This is a genomic window from Anaerotignum sp. (assembly GCF_040307045.1).
Taxonomy (GTDB): Bacteria; Bacillota; Clostridia; order Lachnospirales; family Anaerotignaceae; genus Chakrabartyella.
Genome location: NZ_JAWRKF010000006.1, coordinates 70,668 through 87,610, shown reverse-complemented (window position 1 = coordinate 87,610; position 16,943 = coordinate 70,668). Strand labels below are relative to the sequence as shown.

At 39.5% G+C, this 16,943-nt stretch carries 15 protein-coding genes; 4 read left to right on the top strand and 11 right to left on the bottom strand.

Going from position 1 to position 16,943, the window contains the following annotated elements:
- Positions 1–25 precede the first annotated feature (25 nt).
- The 7 genes from ABVZ64_RS05390 to ABVZ64_RS05360 all read right to left on the bottom strand — a co-directional run bounded on the left by ABVZ64_RS05390 (position 26) and on the right by ABVZ64_RS05360 (position 7,034).
- On the bottom strand, positions 26–937 hold the full coding sequence (locus ABVZ64_RS05390; protein WP_352400031.1) for a DMT family transporter: 912 nt from the start codon (positions 935–937) through the stop codon (positions 26–28).
- 13 nt (positions 938–950) lie between these two features.
- The gene (gene addA, locus ABVZ64_RS05385; RefSeq protein WP_352400030.1) at positions 951–4,628 is read right to left on the bottom strand and encodes a helicase-exonuclease AddAB subunit AddA; all 3,678 of its coding nucleotides are present in this window, start codon (positions 4,626–4,628) and stop codon (positions 951–953) included.
- Positions 4,629–4,648: 20 nt separating this feature from the next.
- Positions 4,649–5,233 (bottom strand): hypothetical protein, encoded by a 585-nt coding sequence (locus tag ABVZ64_RS05380; protein ID WP_352400029.1) that lies wholly within the window; start codon positions 5,231–5,233, stop codon positions 4,649–4,651.
- A gap of 282 nt (positions 5,234–5,515) precedes the next feature.
- Positions 5,516–5,719 carry a chorion class high-cysteine HCB protein 13 gene (locus tag ABVZ64_RS05375; protein ID WP_352400028.1) on the bottom strand — a complete coding sequence of 68 codons (204 nt, stop codon included), beginning with the start codon at positions 5,717–5,719 and terminating at the stop codon, positions 5,516–5,518.
- A 134-nt stretch (positions 5,720–5,853) separates the two neighbouring features.
- Positions 5,854–6,126, bottom strand: coding sequence for a hypothetical protein (locus ABVZ64_RS05370; RefSeq protein ID WP_352400027.1), 273 nt, complete (start codon positions 6,124–6,126; stop codon positions 5,854–5,856).
- A 96-nt stretch (positions 6,127–6,222) separates the two neighbouring features.
- A complete protein-coding gene (nrdR, locus tag ABVZ64_RS05365) occupies positions 6,223–6,690 on the bottom strand; it encodes a transcriptional regulator NrdR (protein ID WP_352400026.1) in 468 nt (155 codons plus the stop codon).
- A gap of 77 nt (positions 6,691–6,767) precedes the next feature.
- On the bottom strand, positions 6,768–7,034 hold the full coding sequence (locus ABVZ64_RS05360) for a YlmC/YmxH family sporulation protein (protein WP_313528150.1): 267 nt from the start codon (positions 7,032–7,034) through the stop codon (positions 6,768–6,770).
- 249 nt (positions 7,035–7,283) lie between these two features.
- Here ABVZ64_RS05360 and ABVZ64_RS05355 point away from each other — a divergent pair, with 249 nt between their 5' ends.
- Positions 7,284–9,632, top strand: a complete 2,349-nt coding sequence (locus ABVZ64_RS05355; protein ID WP_352400025.1) for an anaerobic ribonucleoside triphosphate reductase — start codon at positions 7,284–7,286, stop codon at positions 9,630–9,632.
- A 4-nt stretch (positions 9,633–9,636) separates the two neighbouring features.
- Positions 9,637–10,146, top strand: a complete 510-nt coding sequence (gene nrdG, locus ABVZ64_RS05350; RefSeq protein ID WP_352400024.1) for an anaerobic ribonucleoside-triphosphate reductase activating protein — start codon at positions 9,637–9,639, stop codon at positions 10,144–10,146.
- 115 nt (positions 10,147–10,261) lie between these two features.
- Here nrdG and ABVZ64_RS05345 read toward each other — a convergent pair whose 3' ends face one another.
- Positions 10,262–12,217 (bottom strand): sensor histidine kinase, encoded by a 1,956-nt coding sequence (locus ABVZ64_RS05345; protein ID WP_352400023.1) that lies wholly within the window; start codon positions 12,215–12,217, stop codon positions 10,262–10,264.
- On the bottom strand, positions 12,214–12,912 hold the full coding sequence (locus tag ABVZ64_RS05340; RefSeq protein ID WP_313528158.1) for a response regulator transcription factor: 699 nt from the start codon (positions 12,910–12,912) through the stop codon (positions 12,214–12,216). The genes ABVZ64_RS05345 and ABVZ64_RS05340 overlap by 4 nt, the downstream gene beginning before the upstream one ends.
- Positions 12,913–13,108: 196 nt before the next feature.
- Between ABVZ64_RS05340 and ABVZ64_RS05335 the strand changes: the two genes are divergently transcribed.
- Positions 13,109–14,338, top strand: a complete 1,230-nt coding sequence (locus ABVZ64_RS05335) for a glycosyltransferase family 2 protein (protein WP_352400022.1) — start codon at positions 13,109–13,111, stop codon at positions 14,336–14,338.
- Positions 14,339–14,436: 98 nt separating this feature from the next.
- On the opposite strand, the gene ABVZ64_RS05330 is transcribed toward ABVZ64_RS05335, so the two are convergent.
- Entirely contained in the window at positions 14,437–15,597 is a 1,161-nt protein-coding gene (locus tag ABVZ64_RS05330; protein WP_352400021.1) for a DUF2812 domain-containing protein, read from the bottom strand.
- A 106-nt stretch (positions 15,598–15,703) separates the two neighbouring features.
- A complete protein-coding gene (locus tag ABVZ64_RS05325; RefSeq protein WP_352400020.1) occupies positions 15,704–16,129 on the bottom strand; it encodes a Fur family transcriptional regulator in 426 nt (141 codons plus the stop codon).
- Between the two features lie 165 nt (positions 16,130–16,294).
- Between ABVZ64_RS05325 and trmL the strand changes: the two genes are divergently transcribed.
- A complete protein-coding gene (gene trmL / locus ABVZ64_RS05320; protein WP_352400019.1) occupies positions 16,295–16,783 on the top strand; it encodes a tRNA (uridine(34)/cytosine(34)/5-carboxymethylaminomethyluridine(34)-2'-O)-methyltransferase TrmL in 489 nt (162 codons plus the stop codon).
- Positions 16,784–16,943: the final 160 nt, after the last annotated feature.

The following is a 16,943-nucleotide window of genomic DNA, read 5'->3' as shown; positions in this document are numbered from 1 at the left end:
AAAAGATGGCTAAGCCATCTTTTTTTTATGCTTCCCGTTGATCTTCAACTTCAACCACTTCTACTACCTCTGGCAGTTTACCAAAGTTCATGAGGATAACAGCCCCAACCACCAAGATGATACCACCGATTTTTGAAAAAGTAATACTTTCCTGAAACACTAAAATGCCTAACACAGCGGCTACCACAGGCTCGATTGTGGCTGTAACCGATGCCTTGCTTGCAGGCAAACAACTTAAACCCTTGGTATAGCATAGGTATGGCAAAACCGTTGTCATCAGGGCAAAGGTAATGGATAGAGGCCACTGCCCTTTCCTAGTAATCTCTTGAACCACATAAATAGGATTTACACAAAAAGCCATACATATTGAAGCCGTCAAAAATGTATAGAATGAAACCGTCATGGAGTTATAGCCCCTGCGTAGCGCAAATGTACCAAAAATGCTATATAATGCATAGCCAATAGAAGATCCCATACCAAACAAAAAACCCACTGGCGTTAAGGCAAATCCTCCTTCTAAAATTCCCGTTACCAACCCACACCCACATAGTGTCATTACTAAAACCAAAATTTTTTTCTTTGTCATTTTCTCTTGAAACAAAACAATTGAAAGGAGCATGACTATAGTTGGCGCTGTATAAAGCAATACTGCTGCCACACCAACGCTTGTTAGGTTGATTGCTTTCATATAGCACCAACTAAAAAAAGTAAAGCTTAAAATCCCCGTACCAACAAAGTTAAAAATATCCTTCTTCTCCTTCAGTTGAAAGCTTTGGCGGTCTTTTATTAGAAGTAGTACAGCTAAAAAAATTGTACTCACTACCCCTTTTACAAATAACATCTCCATCTCTGTGAAGCCTAAGGCGGTAATTGCTTTCGTAAAGATGCCAATTAAGCCCCAGCTTACCCCAGCAATAATAATCCACAAATAAGACATAGGTACTCCTCTCTTATAGCAAAATCTCTTTTCCCATGGCTAAAGAATAAATATATACTTCTGTCACCTTTTTGCTCAAAGATCGCTCTAAGGCAACCTGATAAAGCTTTAGCTGAATTTCATAACGTTTACGAAAAGCATCTTCTTGAAAAAGCCTATCACTCTTATAGTCAACCAAAACAATATTATCTCCTTCTATAAAATAGCAGTCGATAATTCCATTTATTAATATTGTATCGTCTACATCTTTATACTCTTTGCCCATATGCAGATCTTTTGCCGCCATTAGCATTGCGAACGGACGCTCTTTTTCCATTGCATCGCTTTCTCTAATACGTTTTGCCAAAGGGGATGTAAAAAATCCTAGCAACTCTTCCTTCCTTAATGCCGTGACCTCTTTTTCAGAAAGCTTGCCCTTTTCAAGCAACATATTTATTAGACCGTTCAGCTTTATCTCGTCATACTCCATTCGCAAATTAGCACTTTCCAAAACTGCATGCATCGCCGTACCAATTTCCGCTGGTGTTAATGGAATTTCTTCCTTAATAATTTTAGGAAGCTTTAAATCTATGACAGGCATATCCCTCTCACCTGTGATTTCTTCTATATACTTCCGCTTTACTTCTGAAATAGAAATCTTTGATGGCAGATCTGTGGCTGCAAAATGGGGATACTGCCATTCTAACAAGCGCTGAATTTCTGACTTTTTGCCACTATAATCCTCTTCTGTATCCCAAGAAGCAAAGTAATTCTCTTGTGCCTCTAACTCCGCCTTCTCCTCTACCACCTGCAGTAGAAGGTCACCTCTGCTTTTAAACGTAAACGTCCATGAAGATGATTCTTGAGAAAATAATTTATTTGAAATGTCATGGGAAAGTTCATATTGATCTCGAATTTCCTTTGCAAGGGGATGGCGTAGTAGTGCAGGCATTATCCAGTCCAAATAGTTTTTACTTCTCCTCAAACGAAATACAGATAACCGCCCCTGGTTGGTATCAGCCACTACACCCCATTTTTTAATGGACTTTTCCAAGTCCTTAACGGCTCCCGTTAAAATCAGCTTTTCCTTGGCTCTGGTTAATGCAACATAAAGCACCCTTAATTCCTCCGACAGATTTTCTAGTCGGATTGCCTCAGCCAAGGCCGTTTTTGACAACGTACGATACACTGCTCTGCTCTCCAAATCCTTATAATCCATACCAAATCCCCACTGTTGATGGGTCAAGACCGTACTTCTTATATCCATTTCGTTAAACTGCTTACCTGTATCGGCAACAAAAACAACTGGGAATTCTAAGCCCTTGCTTTTATGAATGGTCATCACGCGCACTACGTTTGCTGCCTCACCTTGCAACTTTGCCGAGGATGACTCCGCCTGGGCGGTCTTTATATCTTCCACATATCGGACAAAGTAAAACAGTCCTTTGTGACTCCCCTTTTCAAATTGTTCAGCCTTTTCTAATAGCAGCCTTAGGTTTGCTTGACGTAAACCGCCACCGGCCGTCATTCCCACGTAATCATAATAGCCGCTTTCCTCATACAGATAGCGCAATAGCTCATGAAGTGTTAATTCTTTTACTTGTTTACGCCACTTTGCCAGGTCCTTACTAAAATGAAGAAGCTTATCCTTCAATTCTCCATCTTTCCCCTGAGACAAATACCCTTCAATACAGTCAAAAAAAAGCCCATTACCCCCTGTCAATCGCATCTGCATCAAGTCATCAGCAGACAGCCCATACAACGGAGAGTGAAGAACCGAGAGCAAGGGAATATCCTGCCTAGGATTGTCCAAGAGCCTTAGTAAGTTTAAAACCGTATCCACTTCCGCTACATCATAATATCCCTCTGCCGTTTCTGCATAATATGGAATCCCCTCTTGTCCAAATGTATCGTCTAACACTGCGCCCCAATTCTTCATACTGCGCAACAAAATAGCAATATCCCCATATTCTACGGGACGATATTCTCCGCTTTCCTTATCGACCACACAATAACCCGATTCCATAAGTTCCTTAATTTTGCTGGCAATAGCCATGGCCTCCAACTGACGACGATTTAAATCTTCCAGTTCGTCCATTTCTTCGTCAAGCAGACTATCACTTTCAACCAAAATAACTTCATTTTCACCACCATGAAGCTTCTGGGTCTTTGTAAAAACAGCTCCTGGATATAACGCAGTTTCATCGTTATAGTCTACATCGCCAAACTCCAACGACATTAGTTGGCGAAATAAAAAGTTCACTCCATCCAGCACATTCTCACGGCTTCTAAAGTTTTTGGAGAGAATAATCTTACGAGATTTGTCACCCTGTTTTATCGGATAAGTCAAGTATTTTGAATTGAAAATCTGGGGCATTGCCAACCTAAACCTATAAATACTTTGTTTTACATCCCCAACCATAAATCGGTTGTTGTTCCCATTCCCCTGCCCTGATACAGCCGCTAGAATCATCTCCTGAACCATATTGCTATCCTGGTATTCATCAATCATAATTTCATCATAGCGTTTTTGGATTTCTTTGGCAGCCATAGTGGGGATCACATGGTCAACTGTGCTACCTTTTTCCACTAAAATTTGCATACAAAAATGCTCATAATCATGAAAATCGATCATGAGCTTCTCTTTTTTTGCTTCGCCAAAGCGGACGATAAAGCCTCTAACAACTTCAGCTAAGCCCTTGGCAACTGGATATAAGGAACGTATAAACTGGCCCTGTCGCTCCTCTCCAAAACAAAAATAGGTTTCCCCCAGTTTGTTTCGCAGATCCTTTGCCTCATTGCGAAGCACCTTAATCTGTTCTGCCAGCTCCTTATCTTCCCCCCGGTAGGCAGGTAGCCTGGGAAAGTCCGTGTGAACATATGCCATGTGCCACTGAGCATATCCATTTATCAATGCTTCTTCCAATTCCTCCATTGCTTGGGACTCTTTTTCCAAACACTCTAAATAAGCCTCAAAACCTGAGGTTGAAGAAGCCAGTTTCATTGCCTTTTCCAAAAGATTTCTTGCATAAGCAACATGATCTTTGATGCCTTGGCGAATGAAAGAAATCCACACACAGGAATCCACGGTCTCATCTTCACGCAAATTAAATTGCTCCGCCATTTCCTCTAACAATTCTAATGGTTCCGAGTACCCCTGGGCAAAGGTATAAAGCTGTAAAACCAAATCCTTAAGCCTACTGTCCCCAGTATCCTCTCCAAAAGTCTCTAACAACATAAAAAATGTGTTATTCTCTTGTTCTTGATAAAGCTCCTCAAAGTAATCGTCTAGCACTTCCTGCTGCAAAAGCTTTACCTCTGCAGGGTCTCCCGTTCTTACCGCGGGATCTATATCTAATAAATGATAATACTCACGAATGATTTGTAGGCAGAATGAATGTATGGTTTTAATATCAGCACGGGCTAGGAGCGTAAGCTGATTTTGCAAATGCAAATTATCAGGCTCTAGTTCCAGTTTCCTCACAATGGCCGTTCCTATTCTTTGACTCATCTCAGAAGCCGCCGCACTTGTAAAGGTTACCACCAATAATCGATCAATATCCGCGGGGGGTGTATCCGTTGTAATCCGCCGAATAATTCGTTCTACAAGAACAGCTGTTTTTCCGCTCCCCGCGGCAGCTGAAACCAAAAGATCACAGCCTCTTGCCTCAATTGCCTGTAATTGCTCGTTTGTCCATCTGCTTTCACCCATGGGTTCTCAACCTCCATCATTCATTGCCCCATGGCTCGGTCCATACGAACATGAAAAGGAACATATCCGGTAAACGATCCCATAAAGCTACTGTATGAATTATACCAGAAATTCCCGATGAAAGCGAATGAAAATGCAGATAAAACCTTGTCACCAAAAATATATCTAGCTGTTGTTTTTATAAATAAATCTTGAAATCCCCCTTGATAGATAAAAGCACACCTTTGCAAAATTTCTGCCATCTCTTTTTCACTTTCATCCAAATCATAAACCCAAAACATTGCCTCTTTCATACTATCCCATGTCAAATCTTTCTTTCGCCTGCGTACCACACGTATGGTATGATATATGGCAACCAATTTAAAAAAACGCACCATTACCGTTTCATCCAAACGATGTAGATTACTCCTAAAATAGTTATGCTCCATAGGCATTTCTAAAAAAGTTTCATATGCATCCGCCGCTGTGCTTTCTGCACACTGCACATAAAAGGCACTATAAAACTGATTATCCAGTTCATAAGCCCTTTCTAAGAAATAAGATTTACAATATTCAATTAGCACTTTGCAGCGCTCGTCTTTTCTTAAATTTAGCTCTAACATCATAAAAATCTCCTTTCAATACCACTATTTCCTTTATTGTAAAGGAAGGATGCCAGAAATGCCTTCTTTTTCGCTCGCAAAAAAAGAAAGGCTTCCCCATAAATCGGGAAAGCCCTAAGGTGGAGACAGAATCTATACCTTTGGAAAAAGCCTAGTACAACAAACTTTTTCCTATATACAGCAAAGATAACAGATTTGTTTTTTTGCTTCAAACCAATACTCCACTGTATAAACTACTTGATACACCATTTGCGCCTAAAACATGCGCCCTTTGCATACTGGAAATTAGCAAGTACCACAGTTGTTAAGCTGGTTGCCGCATCCGCCACCACAGCAGCAAAGTAAGATTAAAATCCATAACCAAGAACTTTCATTTCCGCCACAGCCACAACTGTTGCCACCTAAGTTGTTTCCGCCACAGCAGCACAGCAAAATAATGATCCATAACCAAGAACTATCATTACCACAACCACAACCAAATCCACTCATACTAAAATACCTCCTTAAGTAAATATGTTTTGCTTACATTTTTATCCTATGAGGTATTTTGTAAAATATTGCCTGTCTATATTTATTCTTTTTTCTTTCTTAATCATACAAAACTCGGGAAATTCCGGACAAGTTTAGCAAGGTAATACCAAATCCCCTACGGAAATCTCCACCGTAAAGCCCCCCATTTCATCAGTGAGACTAACCAAAAGCAACCTTTCATGGTCTAAAAAATACAATATATGAGTAATTTCCTTATCTTTACCAATCAAATTCAGTTCTTCTCGGGCAGCTTCTCCATGAAGAGTTACCTCCATGCCTGCAGCCTCGTATTTTTGGCCAAAATGCTTTGCTGTTTTTTCGCCTGCTGTACGCCAAGCAAATAATGCTTTTACCTTTTGTTCCATCTTATCCCTCCATAGTGAAACTGTTCATCCAATAAAAAAGTTCCCTCCGAGTTAAAAACCCAAAGGGACTTCCTAATACTATGTGCATTAACCCGATTATAGATTACCACGCTTTTCACTAAGCATTCTTTCAAGCTCATCAATAAATGTATTAATATCTTTAAATTGACGATATACAGATGCAAAACGAACATATGCAACTTCGTCTAATTCCTTTAGGCGATCCATAACCATGGTGCCTATGGTTTTGCTTTCAACTTCCCTTTCACCGCTACCAATCAGTGTGTTTTCCACATCATCCACCAGCTCTTCAATCTGCTTAGCTGTGACAGGTCTCTTGTTACAAGACTTCATGATACCGCCAACTAACTTAGATTTGTCAAAAATCTCCCTTGTCCCGTCTCTTTTAATTACAGTAATGGGGATCATGTCAATTCTTTCATATGTTGTAAACCGTTTTCCACAACTTTCACAAAGACGACGGCGACGAATGACTGCATTGTCATCCTGCCCTCTTGAATCAATTACTTTTGTATCTGCATAGCCGCAAAAAGGACATTTCAAAATGGTATCCCCCTTAGTCAATATTCTTACCCTTTTATGTACAATTATACGGTAAGAACCCCCTGTTGGTCAAGGTTTCATTCATCTGTTACCAAAACTTCTGAGGCATCTACCTCTACCAAAATTATATCATCTCCAATGCGCTTAATACACCTCCATGGTACAAAATATGCCTGTTCTTTGCAAAAAAAATTCCACTTACCACCATCTTCAGGAATAATCAATGTGCAAATTTTACCAGACTGTGTATCAATTTCTAAGTCACAAACAAAACCCAAGCGTTTACCATCACAAATATTGATAACCTCTTTCTCTTTCAAACAAGAAAATCGTTCCCATTTCATGAATTTTGTCTCCCCTTTCCATTACATTTATACCAGTTTATGCCAGCCCATTGTGATATTAGCCAAAAATCATTTTTTTAATAAAATTCCTTGACGTCGGATTTAGAAAAGACTACAATATGTACTGAAAACAAAATATTAAAAAACTATATATTGTGTTTTTATCAATTCTTTTCAAAAATGTTATGGCCTTTATGGCTTAATAAAAAAGAACGAAAGCAGATAAAAATATGAAGGGAGCATACACATATGATCACAACCATTACAAAACGCGATGGCAGAACCGCCTATTTTGACCTAAACAAAATCGCCAACGCCATTGAAAAAGCTTTTCAAGCAACGGTAGGCTCAAAGGATTTTGGAACTTGTCTAAATCTGGCCCAGGAAGTTTCCCAAAGTTTTGCACAAGAGGGCGTCATCTCTCCTACTGTGGAGCAAATTCAAGACATGGTTGAAAAAGTACTCATTGATCATGGTTATGTTCGTACTGCAAAAGCCTATATTTTATATCGTGCTGAGCGCACCCGCGTGCGCAACATGAACGATAGATTAATGAAAACCTTTGAGGACATCACCTATAAAGATGCCAACGACAGTGATATAAAAAGAGAGAATGCAAACATAGATGGCAATACCGCTATGGGTTCTATGTTAAAATACGGTTCTGAGGGTGCAAAGCACTTTTATGAGTCCTATGTGCTAAATCCAGCCCATTCTGAAGCACACAGAAACGGAGACATACATATTCATGACTTAGACTTTTATACCCTTACAACAACCTGTTGCCAAATTGATTTGCTTAAATTATTTAAAGGCGGCTTTTCTACAGGTCACGGCGTATTAAGAGAACCAAATGATATTGCAAGCTATGCATCATTGGCCTGTATTGCGATTCAGTCAAACCAGAATGACCAGCATGGCGGTCAGTCTATCTCTAATTTTGACCGTGGGCTGGCGCCAGGTGTAGCAAAAACTTATAAAAAACGCTATTACTCCAACCTGTCATCCCTACTAGAAGTAATGGATGATCCCAAAATGGGTAAGGTTGCGAAAGATGTTTTCGATAAACTGAAAGAAAAAGGATTATTCCCGACTCTCGATGCTAACCCTGTCTTCGACAAAGCAGAAAGGGAAATGCTTTTACAAGAAGGGGTAAACCCTGAAATCTATAAAAAAGCGAAAGATTTTTCTACAAAAAAAGCAATGGAAGAAACAGATAAGGCAACTTATCAGGCCATGGAAGCCCTACTTCACAACTTAAATACAATGCATAGCCGTGCAGGGGCACAAACCCCTTTTTCCTCTGTAAATTATGGTATGGACACCTCCACAGAGGCTCGCATGGTTATGAAAAATATGCTTTTAGTCACCGAGGCCGGCTTGGGAAATGGTGAAACAGCAATTTTCCCTATCCAAATTTTCCGTGTGAAAGATGGTATTAACTTTAATCCTGGTGAACCAAACTACGACCTATTCAAACTGGCTTGCCGTGTAAGTGCAAAGCGTTTGTTCCCCAACTTCTCCTTCCAGGATGCGCCCTATAATCTAAAATATTATAAAGAAGGAGATCCTGATACCGAAATAGCTTATATGGGATGTAGAACTAGGGTTATGGCAAATGTCCATGATAGTGACAGGGAAATCACCCCAGGTCGAGGTAACTTAAGCTTTACTAGTATCAATTTGCCCCGCATAGCCATTCTTGCCAATAAGAATATTGATTGGTTCTTTAAAGAATTGGACAGCAAAATTGACTTAGTTATTTCTCAGCTCACAGAGCGCTTTGAAATTCAGGCTAAGAAAAAAGTACATAATTATCCGTTTTTAATGGGCGAAGGGGTTTGGATTGATAGCGAGAAATTGGCACAAAATGAGGAGGTAAGAGAAGTCCTTAAGCACGGAACACTGTCCATGGGCTTTATTGGTTTGGCAGAAACACTAAAAGCACTCATTGGTGTGCACCATGGCGAAAGCGAAATTGCCCAAAATTTGGGCATTGATATTATTAGCCATATGCGCAACCGTATGGATGAGCACTCTAAAAATACAGGCATGAACTTCACACTCCTTGCAACTCCTGCAGAAGGTCTTTCTGGCAGATTCATACGTATGGATCGAGCAAGATTTGGAGTCATTGAAGGCGTAACAGATAAGGAGTACTATACAAACAGCTTCCACATTCCTGTATACTACCCTATCAGTGCCTATAAAAAAATTCAGCTTGAAGCACCCTATCATACGCTTACCAATGCAGGGCATATTACATATGTTGAGCTAGATGGCGACCCAAGCACAAACTTGGATGCTTTTGAAAAAATTATCCGTTATATGAAATCTCAAAATATTGGTTATGGTTCCATCAACCACCCCATTGACCGTGATCCTATTTGTGGATATAACGGTATCATTGGTGATACATGCCCTAAATGCGGCAGAAAAGAGGATGATGGCGAGGTAGGATTCCAGCGGATTCGCCGTATTACTGGTTATCTGGTTGGTACCTTAGACCGCTTTAACAACGCAAAACGCGCCGAGGTGCAGGATAGAGTTAAGCACTCCGTTGTGGCAGAAGTAAAAGTGAATGCAAAGAAAGGCTGATTCTATGCAAATTAGACTTAGCGGTGTAGTGAATGATTCAATCGTCGATGGACCAGGAATCCGGCTTACCGTCTTTACCCAAGGTTGTCCTCACCACTGCCCAGGCTGCCATAACCCACAGACCCACGATCCACTTGGTGGCTATGTAGGTGAAACGGACTTGATTGTTGCCGCTCTGGCAGAAAATCCCCTTTTAGATGGCGTTACACTTTCAGGTGGTGAGCCTTTGGATCAACCCCTTGCCTGTAAACAAATCGCTGAAAAAGCAATAAAATTAGGCTTAAACGTGTGGGTATACACCGGTTATCTTTGGGAACAACTTTTGAAAACAGCCAACCCAGATGTCATGCAACTCCTACAGCAGATAGATGTCTTAATTGATGGGCCTTTTCTAAAAGACCAACGCTCTTTAGAACTTCTCTATTGCGGTAGTCAGAACCAACGTATTATTGATGTAAAAAAATCCTTCCAATCTGGCGGAGTGGTTCTGTGGGAAAGAGAGACCTATTTCTAATTCCCAACAAAAGAAGGTATCGTCAATGGGATACCTTTTTAACCCTATATTTTTGAATAACTTCTTTCACATAAAAACCCCATCGGTAACCATCTGGTACCAATGGGGTTTTATGCTATTCTAAATTTTCCTCTTTCATATCTTCTGGGTTTTTTTGAATATCGGCAGGCTGTTCCTCATCCTCAGGAGCATGGGGACTAGGCGCTTTTGCCAAAGGAAATTGAACAAACGCCTTAAATAAATCACCGTCAATAGATAGGTTAAACTTGCCTTTCTGAAGCTCCACCAAACTCCGGGCAATATTAAGCCCTAAGCCGCTTCCTTCCGTAGAACGAGAACTATCACCTCGAACAAATCGTTCCATTAATTCATCAGGCGCAATATTCAATTGTTCCCTAGAAATATTTTTCATGGCTATCATGGCAAATTTTCCTTTTCTTGAAATTTCCACATAGACTCTGGTTCCCGTTTGAGAATACTTACAGGCATTACTCAAAAGGTTGCTCAACACTCGCCATGTTAAATTTCCATCCACCAAACCAAAAACAGGTTCATCTTTTGTAGAGATCACAACCTCTAAGCTTGATTTTTCAAGTTTTTCTTCATACTCTGCCACTGCCTGGTGCACCAATTCACAAAGATCCGTTGGGGTCAAATTTGCAGAGATATTACCAGTTGATGCTTTAGAAGCCTCAACTAAGTCCTCCGTTAGCTTTTTCAACCTCCTGGACTGACGATCCAAAACTTCTAAATAATCTTGTGCTTGTCCAGATAGTTCCTCTTTCCTTAACAAGCCTACATAGTTAATAATAGAAGTCAAGGGGGTCTTAATGTCGTGGGACACGTTTGTAATTAATTCCGTTTTTAACCTCTCACTTTTTATCTTTTGTTCCATAGCAATTAATGCACCCTTGGAAAGACTATTTAAATTATTGCCATGTCGTCGAAAGGTTCGAAACATCCTAGCTGTATCCACCTTATATTCCAAATTTCCACTGGCTAACTGTTCTCCGCCTTTTTTCAGCTTCTGAAGCTGCGATGCCATAGAAAGAACAAATACCATAATAATGCAGTTGACCAAAAAAACAGCCCCACTATTATAGGAATTTGCAAAATAAAAGCAAGAAACCACAAACCAAGTCACTGCTACTTTCCAAGTCAGAGGCAACGCAGTCATGGCATCTCCAAAAGTTGTAAAAATTGCCGCAATAAACTTCCAACCAATATGGAAGAACCAATACATGAGTGAATTTCTCCACCATTTGCCCAATTTCAACCGAGTTGTAGCTGTCATCAGCATTGCAATCCCCAGTGCGGCATAATAAATCAAAGCTGCTAATATTAAAACAATATCAGCAAAGCTGTTAAAAGGATAAATGGCATGCAGTCCCACTGCAGGGATGGAAGCCAACATCATAACCAGCCCTAGGTATATTTCCAACGGAATACGATCTTGCAGGTTTGGAACAATCACCTCTGAGTTTCCTCTATGCCCTGCAGCACATAATAGATAAATCAACGAAGCAAAAAATATCAGCAAGCTGACTAAAGCCAAAACCACCATCCACATTCTAAGGTTAAATGCCATTTCATACAGCTGATGGGTCAACCAATAATCATCTGAAGCCGTCAGCGGACTTTGCACATAAGCTTTTAATTGAATATCAATTGGCTCATCGTAGCTTAGCCATTCTCCATTTGTGTCGTATTGCTCATAAACGCGAAATGAATATACTTTGGTTAGTCCCACCTGCTCAGGTACTTTTCCCTGCCTAATCTTATTTCCATCATCATCAAAAATTTCAAACCCAAAGTTTGTATCCTCACTTGTAATCCACTGCTCCAATTGTACAGGGTCATACTTGTACATTTCTAAAACCCTTTGAACATATTGATTGGTTGTCATATCGCACCATGGTGTATCATAGTAGGAACGAGGATTATCGCTGTAAAAACCACTCTCTCCCCCCAAAATCACTGCGGAAACACTAATAAAACCTGATACTGCGGAAATTACCACAAGGAATAGAGCCAGAACTTTAAACCCAAGATTATGGGTCACCTTTGTCATTCTTTAGCCTCCTTTTCGATTTTGTAGCCAAGCCCCCAAACCACTTTTAAATAACGGGGTTCTGAAGGATTGATTTCTATTTTTTCACGCAGATGACGAATGTGTACAGCTACAACACTTCCAGAGCCATAGGCATCTTCATTCCAAATCAGCTCGTAAATTTGTGTTGATGAAAAAACCCGCCCTGGATTTTCCATAAGAAGTTTAAGAATGTTATATTCACTGGGGGTTAGGGAAACGGGCTCGCCATCAACCGTAACCGTTTTGGATTCATCGTCTAAATCAATTCCTCCAATCACTAAGTGGGAAGCTTTTTTGGTCATACCACCTAAGGAAGTATACCTTCTTAATTGAGAGCGTACCCGTGCCATTACTTCTATGGGATTGAAAGGTTTGGTTATATAGTCGTCTGCGCCGATATTTAGCCCCAGGATTTTATCACTGTCTTCACTCTTAGCCGTCAGCAAAATAATTGGAATATTAGAAGACTCCCTCAATTTTGCAGTTGCAGAAATACCATCCATTTGAGGCATCATTATATCCATCAAAATCAAGTGAATATCATTATTCTCAACCACCTGCAAGGCTTCTTTGCCTGTATATGCAGTAAAAATTTTATAATTTTCCGTAGAAAGATAAATTGATAGCGCAGAGACGATATCCTTCTCATCGTCACAAATTAAAATATTGTACATACCGTACACCTCCGTCATTCTGTAAAATCATTGTATAAAATAGGCCTTAAGAATCCATCAGCAAAAATTTTAATTTTCCTTTAAGATTTATTTTTTCGCTATTATTAAGATTTTTATTAAGTTCTTCTTAAAATATATACTTTATATTTGTTGAAGACAATAAAAATTTGTAGCAATTTGAAAGGTGGTTTGAGAAGTGGAGGAGTTACTTTGGGTAGCAGTTATCATAGGCGTCCTTCTGAAACTTATTAGTTTATATTTTGGAGGAATTGCCTGCTTTGCATTGAAAAAGGAGGTTCAGTACCCTCCAGCAAAAAAGTTGCGTCGCTTTGCAGTTTTAACTGCGGCTAGAAATGAGCAAGCCGTAATTGGAAACTTTATAGAAAGTATTCAAAAACAAGAATACCCACCTGAACTGTTTGACATTTTTGTTATCCCAAATAATTGTAGTGATAATACGGAGGGCGTCGCTAAGGCTTATGGCGCTGGTATCATCCAATGTCCCTTCCCAGTCAAATGTAAAGGGGATGCCTTACATCAAGCATTGATGCAACTAAACAAAAAAGGATACGATGCTTTTTGTGTATTCGATTCCGATAATATTGTAAAGTCAGACTATCTTCTTAAAATAAACGATGCCTTTGATGCTGGCGCAAAGGTGGTGAAAGGCCGTCTACTTGCAAGTAATGCCCAAGCCTCATGGATTTCGGGATGTTATAATATCTACTTCAATCTTTTTCACTTATTTTTTAACAAAGCTCGTGGTGCCTGTGGTCTTTCCGCGAAATTAGTTGGTACCGGCTTTGCTGTTCATAAAGATGTGTTCGAAAAGCTAGGAGGATGGAACACTATAACCATAGCAGAAGACGCTGAATTCTCCGCCCAATGTGCTTTAATTGGTGAGCGGGTTTGGTGGGTTCCTGAGGCCATCACTTATGATGAACAGCCTACTTCCTTTTGTGTATCTTTATTTCAACGACATAGATGGTGTAGTGGCATCATGCAGGTAGGAAAATTGCACTTTAAGGCCTTAGTCAAACGCTTGACCAAACCTAATTGGGCATATGCCGCCGACTTTACAATGTTCCTCTTGGGTACCTTTGCCCAAGCCTTTTCTGTGATCCCCATTAGCCTTACTTTTCTTGCGGCAGTTTTGGATGGTAGAGAGGGAGTCATAAACTTTTTCCAGGTAATGGGGGCTTATTTCGTATTTTATTACGTTTTCATGTGCTTATTAGCAGCCTTTCTCTGTTATTATCAAGACAAAAAAGCCATTCCCAAAAAAATGTATGCCGCAATCTTATTGTTTCCCATTTTTATGGCATCATGGATTCCGTTGCAGGTTGTTAGCCTATTTAAAGAGGCACACAACTGGAGAGAAATTCAGCATACCGGCGAAAACAAAAATTCAATTCCAACGTCGTAAGTTCTACGGTTAGCACAAACCATGCTTTATACTATCAAAAAAACGGCAGGATTTTCTGCCGCTTTTTTATTTCTATGTATGGACAATGAATCAGTAAACTATACACTTTTTGTATTATGGGTTTGCTGAACAATTTCAGAAAACTCATTAAAATGAGATAGAATATCTCCATCCCCCCAATATACAATTTTCAGTATTTTATTATCCTTTAGTAAAAAAATACTGGTGGAACTAGTAGCTTTGGCAATCCAGACCTGATCCAATCCTTCCTTCTCCACCTCTGCGGCATCATAATGGCGTATCATAGAGTGGAGTGTCTGCTCTGCCAAGATTTCATATCTTAATTCTAGGTAAACCATCTTCATATGAGCTTCATATCCCTGCCATTTTTCATTTAAATTGTAGGTTGTCTTGCCATATTGGTTTATTTCATATTGCGTGGGTGCAAAGAGAGACGTTTTCTTGTCTATATAAGTACTTTCTCTGCGATATTGCACATTCGGCTCCTTCATTTCAATATCTTCTAATGATACATAAGAAAACGGCACATGAATTTTTGTAGCATTTGCCCCTTCATGATTATTTTTTATCCCACCAATCAACGGAAACAACATAATTGCAAATATACAAATATTTAGAATCGTTTCTGCCCGAATCCATTTAGTTGTTGGAATGTATGGCGATTCCTCCTCTTCACCTTGTTCTATACTCTCTAGTTTTGCTTTAATTAATGTATAGGATCGATACTCGCGCACAGCCCCCATCGTATTTATAATAAACATTATGACGTAAATATAGCTATTGTATGCCTCAGTACCCAGAACATAATCCTCTAGGCGCAAGTAAACCAGAAATGTCTGAAATCCCAACAAAAAAAGAGAAGCTCCAATAGATATAAACATACTATTGCGCTTTTTTTTCTTTAATTGTGTATAAACACGCTGCCCTTCTTTCATAGTAAAAGGGATGGGTTTGGGGTATTCCTCCTGATTTGCAAAAACATGGAATGTCTCTTGTAGAGTGGCTACGTAGTTCCAGCCCGCCTCCAGAAAATTCTCTTTCATTTGGCTAGGTGGCTCCTCTGCCTTTTCTTCCGTAGGAACGCAACGGTATTTTATCCTTTGGCAATACTGATCTTCAAACACGGCCTTTTTCCCGGAAAAGGAGTCTAATATTAGGCCCTCCTCCGCCATTTGAGTTAACCACTGTTCCAGGGTTACTGTGTCAAATATATTTACTGGAATAAGTCGCTTTTCCATAGAAAACCTCCTTATCTTAGGTAGATAAATACTATCAATGTACCTATTGAATATAACAATTTATCCAGATTTTGTCAAATAAAATAAGAAGGTTAATCCTTACGGATTAACCTTCTATATGATTTTTTCGACAATCTGCGCAAATTCCATAAAGAATTAACTGTTCACATTCAACTTCAAAATCTAATTCTTGGGCTAATTTTTTATGAATCTCTGTCAAATCATCCATGTATAAATCCCTTACCTGTCCACACTCCGTACAGACTGTATGGGGGTGGCACTTTACAACGGCATCATAACGAGAGCTTCCCTCTCTAACATTCAGCTCCTGTACTAACCCAAGTTGCTTAAAAAAATCTAAGGTTTTATAAACCGTCGCCAAGCTCATTGTTGGATTTGTAGGTTCTAGTGCTTTATAGATGGTCTCCGCATTAGGATGCTCTGAGGTACTTAAAAGCATATTGTATACGGCAATACGCTGGGGTGTAACTTTAAGACCTTTTTCTCTTAAAATTTGTGCAGTCTCTCTCATAAGCAAAACTCCTAAACGATAACTATTTTTATATAATAATAATATAACGTAAAGATGAAATAGTCAATAGTAAATATAGGCAAAAAAACTGTTTTTTCCTCACTGTTGTCTCATGTCTACCTTTGTGCTACAATTTGAACTATAAGTAAAAAGGAGGAACAAACCATGCATATTGTCCTATTAGAGCCAGAAATACCACAAAACGCAGGAAACATTGCAAGAACCTGTGCTGTCACCAATTCTGTATTACATTTAATTAAGCCGCTAGGTTTTTCAGTCGATGATAAATATTTAAAAAGAGCAGGGTTAGATTATTGGAATTTACTTGATATTCGCTATTATGAGAATTTTGAAGACTTTGTAGCAAAAAATCAAGGGATTCGTCTTTGGATGGCAACCACAAAGGCAAAACACGTATATTCAGATGTAGCCTTCGAAGAAGATGATTATGTCATGTTTGGCCGGGAAAGCGCTGGTATACCGGAGGATATTTTAATTGCACATGAAGCAAATACCATTCGCATTCCCATGTTAGCTGAGGCCAGAAGTCTAAACCTATCTAACTCAGTAGCCATTATTATATATGAAGCATTGCGTCAGCAAGGTTTCCCTGGCATGCTTTCTGAGGGTCAATTACACCATCATACCTGGTAGCGTAAAACTTTAACAGGTAGGGATTTTCCTGCCTGTTTTATTATTTTCATCTCTTTTTCCTCTGTAGGCTCAGGTGGCTGTTTACAGGTTCCGACCATAAAAAAACCGGGCTTTGTGAAAGACCGGTCATGTTGTTATTTCAGGTTGTAGTTTTAATAAA

Bases quoted from the DNA above. Each gene is read 5' to 3' on its own strand.
- ABVZ64_RS05390 (WP_352400031.1), bottom strand. From the start codon at position 937: ATGTCTTATTTGTGGATTATTATTGCTGGGGTAAGCTGGGGCTTAATT.
- addA (WP_352400030.1), bottom strand. From the start codon at position 4,628: ATGGGTGAAAGCAGATGGACAAACGAGCAATTACAGGCAATTGAGGCA.
- ABVZ64_RS05380 (WP_352400029.1), bottom strand. From the start codon at position 5,233: ATGATGTTAGAGCTAAATTTAAGAAAAGACGAGCGCTGCAAAGTGCTA.
- ABVZ64_RS05375 (WP_352400028.1), bottom strand. From the start codon at position 5,719: ATGAGTGGATTTGGTTGTGGTTGTGGTAATGATAGTTCTTGGTTATGG.
- ABVZ64_RS05370 (WP_352400027.1), bottom strand. From the start codon at position 6,126: ATGGAACAAAAGGTAAAAGCATTATTTGCTTGGCGTACAGCAGGCGAA.
- ABVZ64_RS05360 (WP_313528150.1), bottom strand. From the start codon at position 7,034: ATGAAATGGGAACGATTTTCTTGTTTGAAAGAGAAAGAGGTTATCAAT.
- ABVZ64_RS05355 (WP_352400025.1), top strand. From the start codon at position 7,284: ATGATCACAACCATTACAAAACGCGATGGCAGAACCGCCTATTTTGAC.
- nrdG (WP_352400024.1), top strand. From the start codon at position 9,637: ATGCAAATTAGACTTAGCGGTGTAGTGAATGATTCAATCGTCGATGGA.
- ABVZ64_RS05345 (WP_352400023.1), bottom strand. From the start codon at position 12,217: ATGACAAAGGTGACCCATAATCTTGGGTTTAAAGTTCTGGCTCTATTC.
- ABVZ64_RS05340 (WP_313528158.1), bottom strand. From the start codon at position 12,912: ATGTACAATATTTTAATTTGTGACGATGAGAAGGATATCGTCTCTGCG.
- ABVZ64_RS05330 (WP_352400021.1), bottom strand. From the start codon at position 15,597: ATGGAAAAGCGACTTATTCCAGTAAATATATTTGACACAGTAACCCTG.
- ABVZ64_RS05325 (WP_352400020.1), bottom strand. From the start codon at position 16,129: ATGAGAGAGACTGCACAAATTTTAAGAGAAAAAGGTCTTAAAGTTACA.
- trmL (WP_352400019.1), top strand. From the start codon at position 16,295: ATGCATATTGTCCTATTAGAGCCAGAAATACCACAAAACGCAGGAAAC.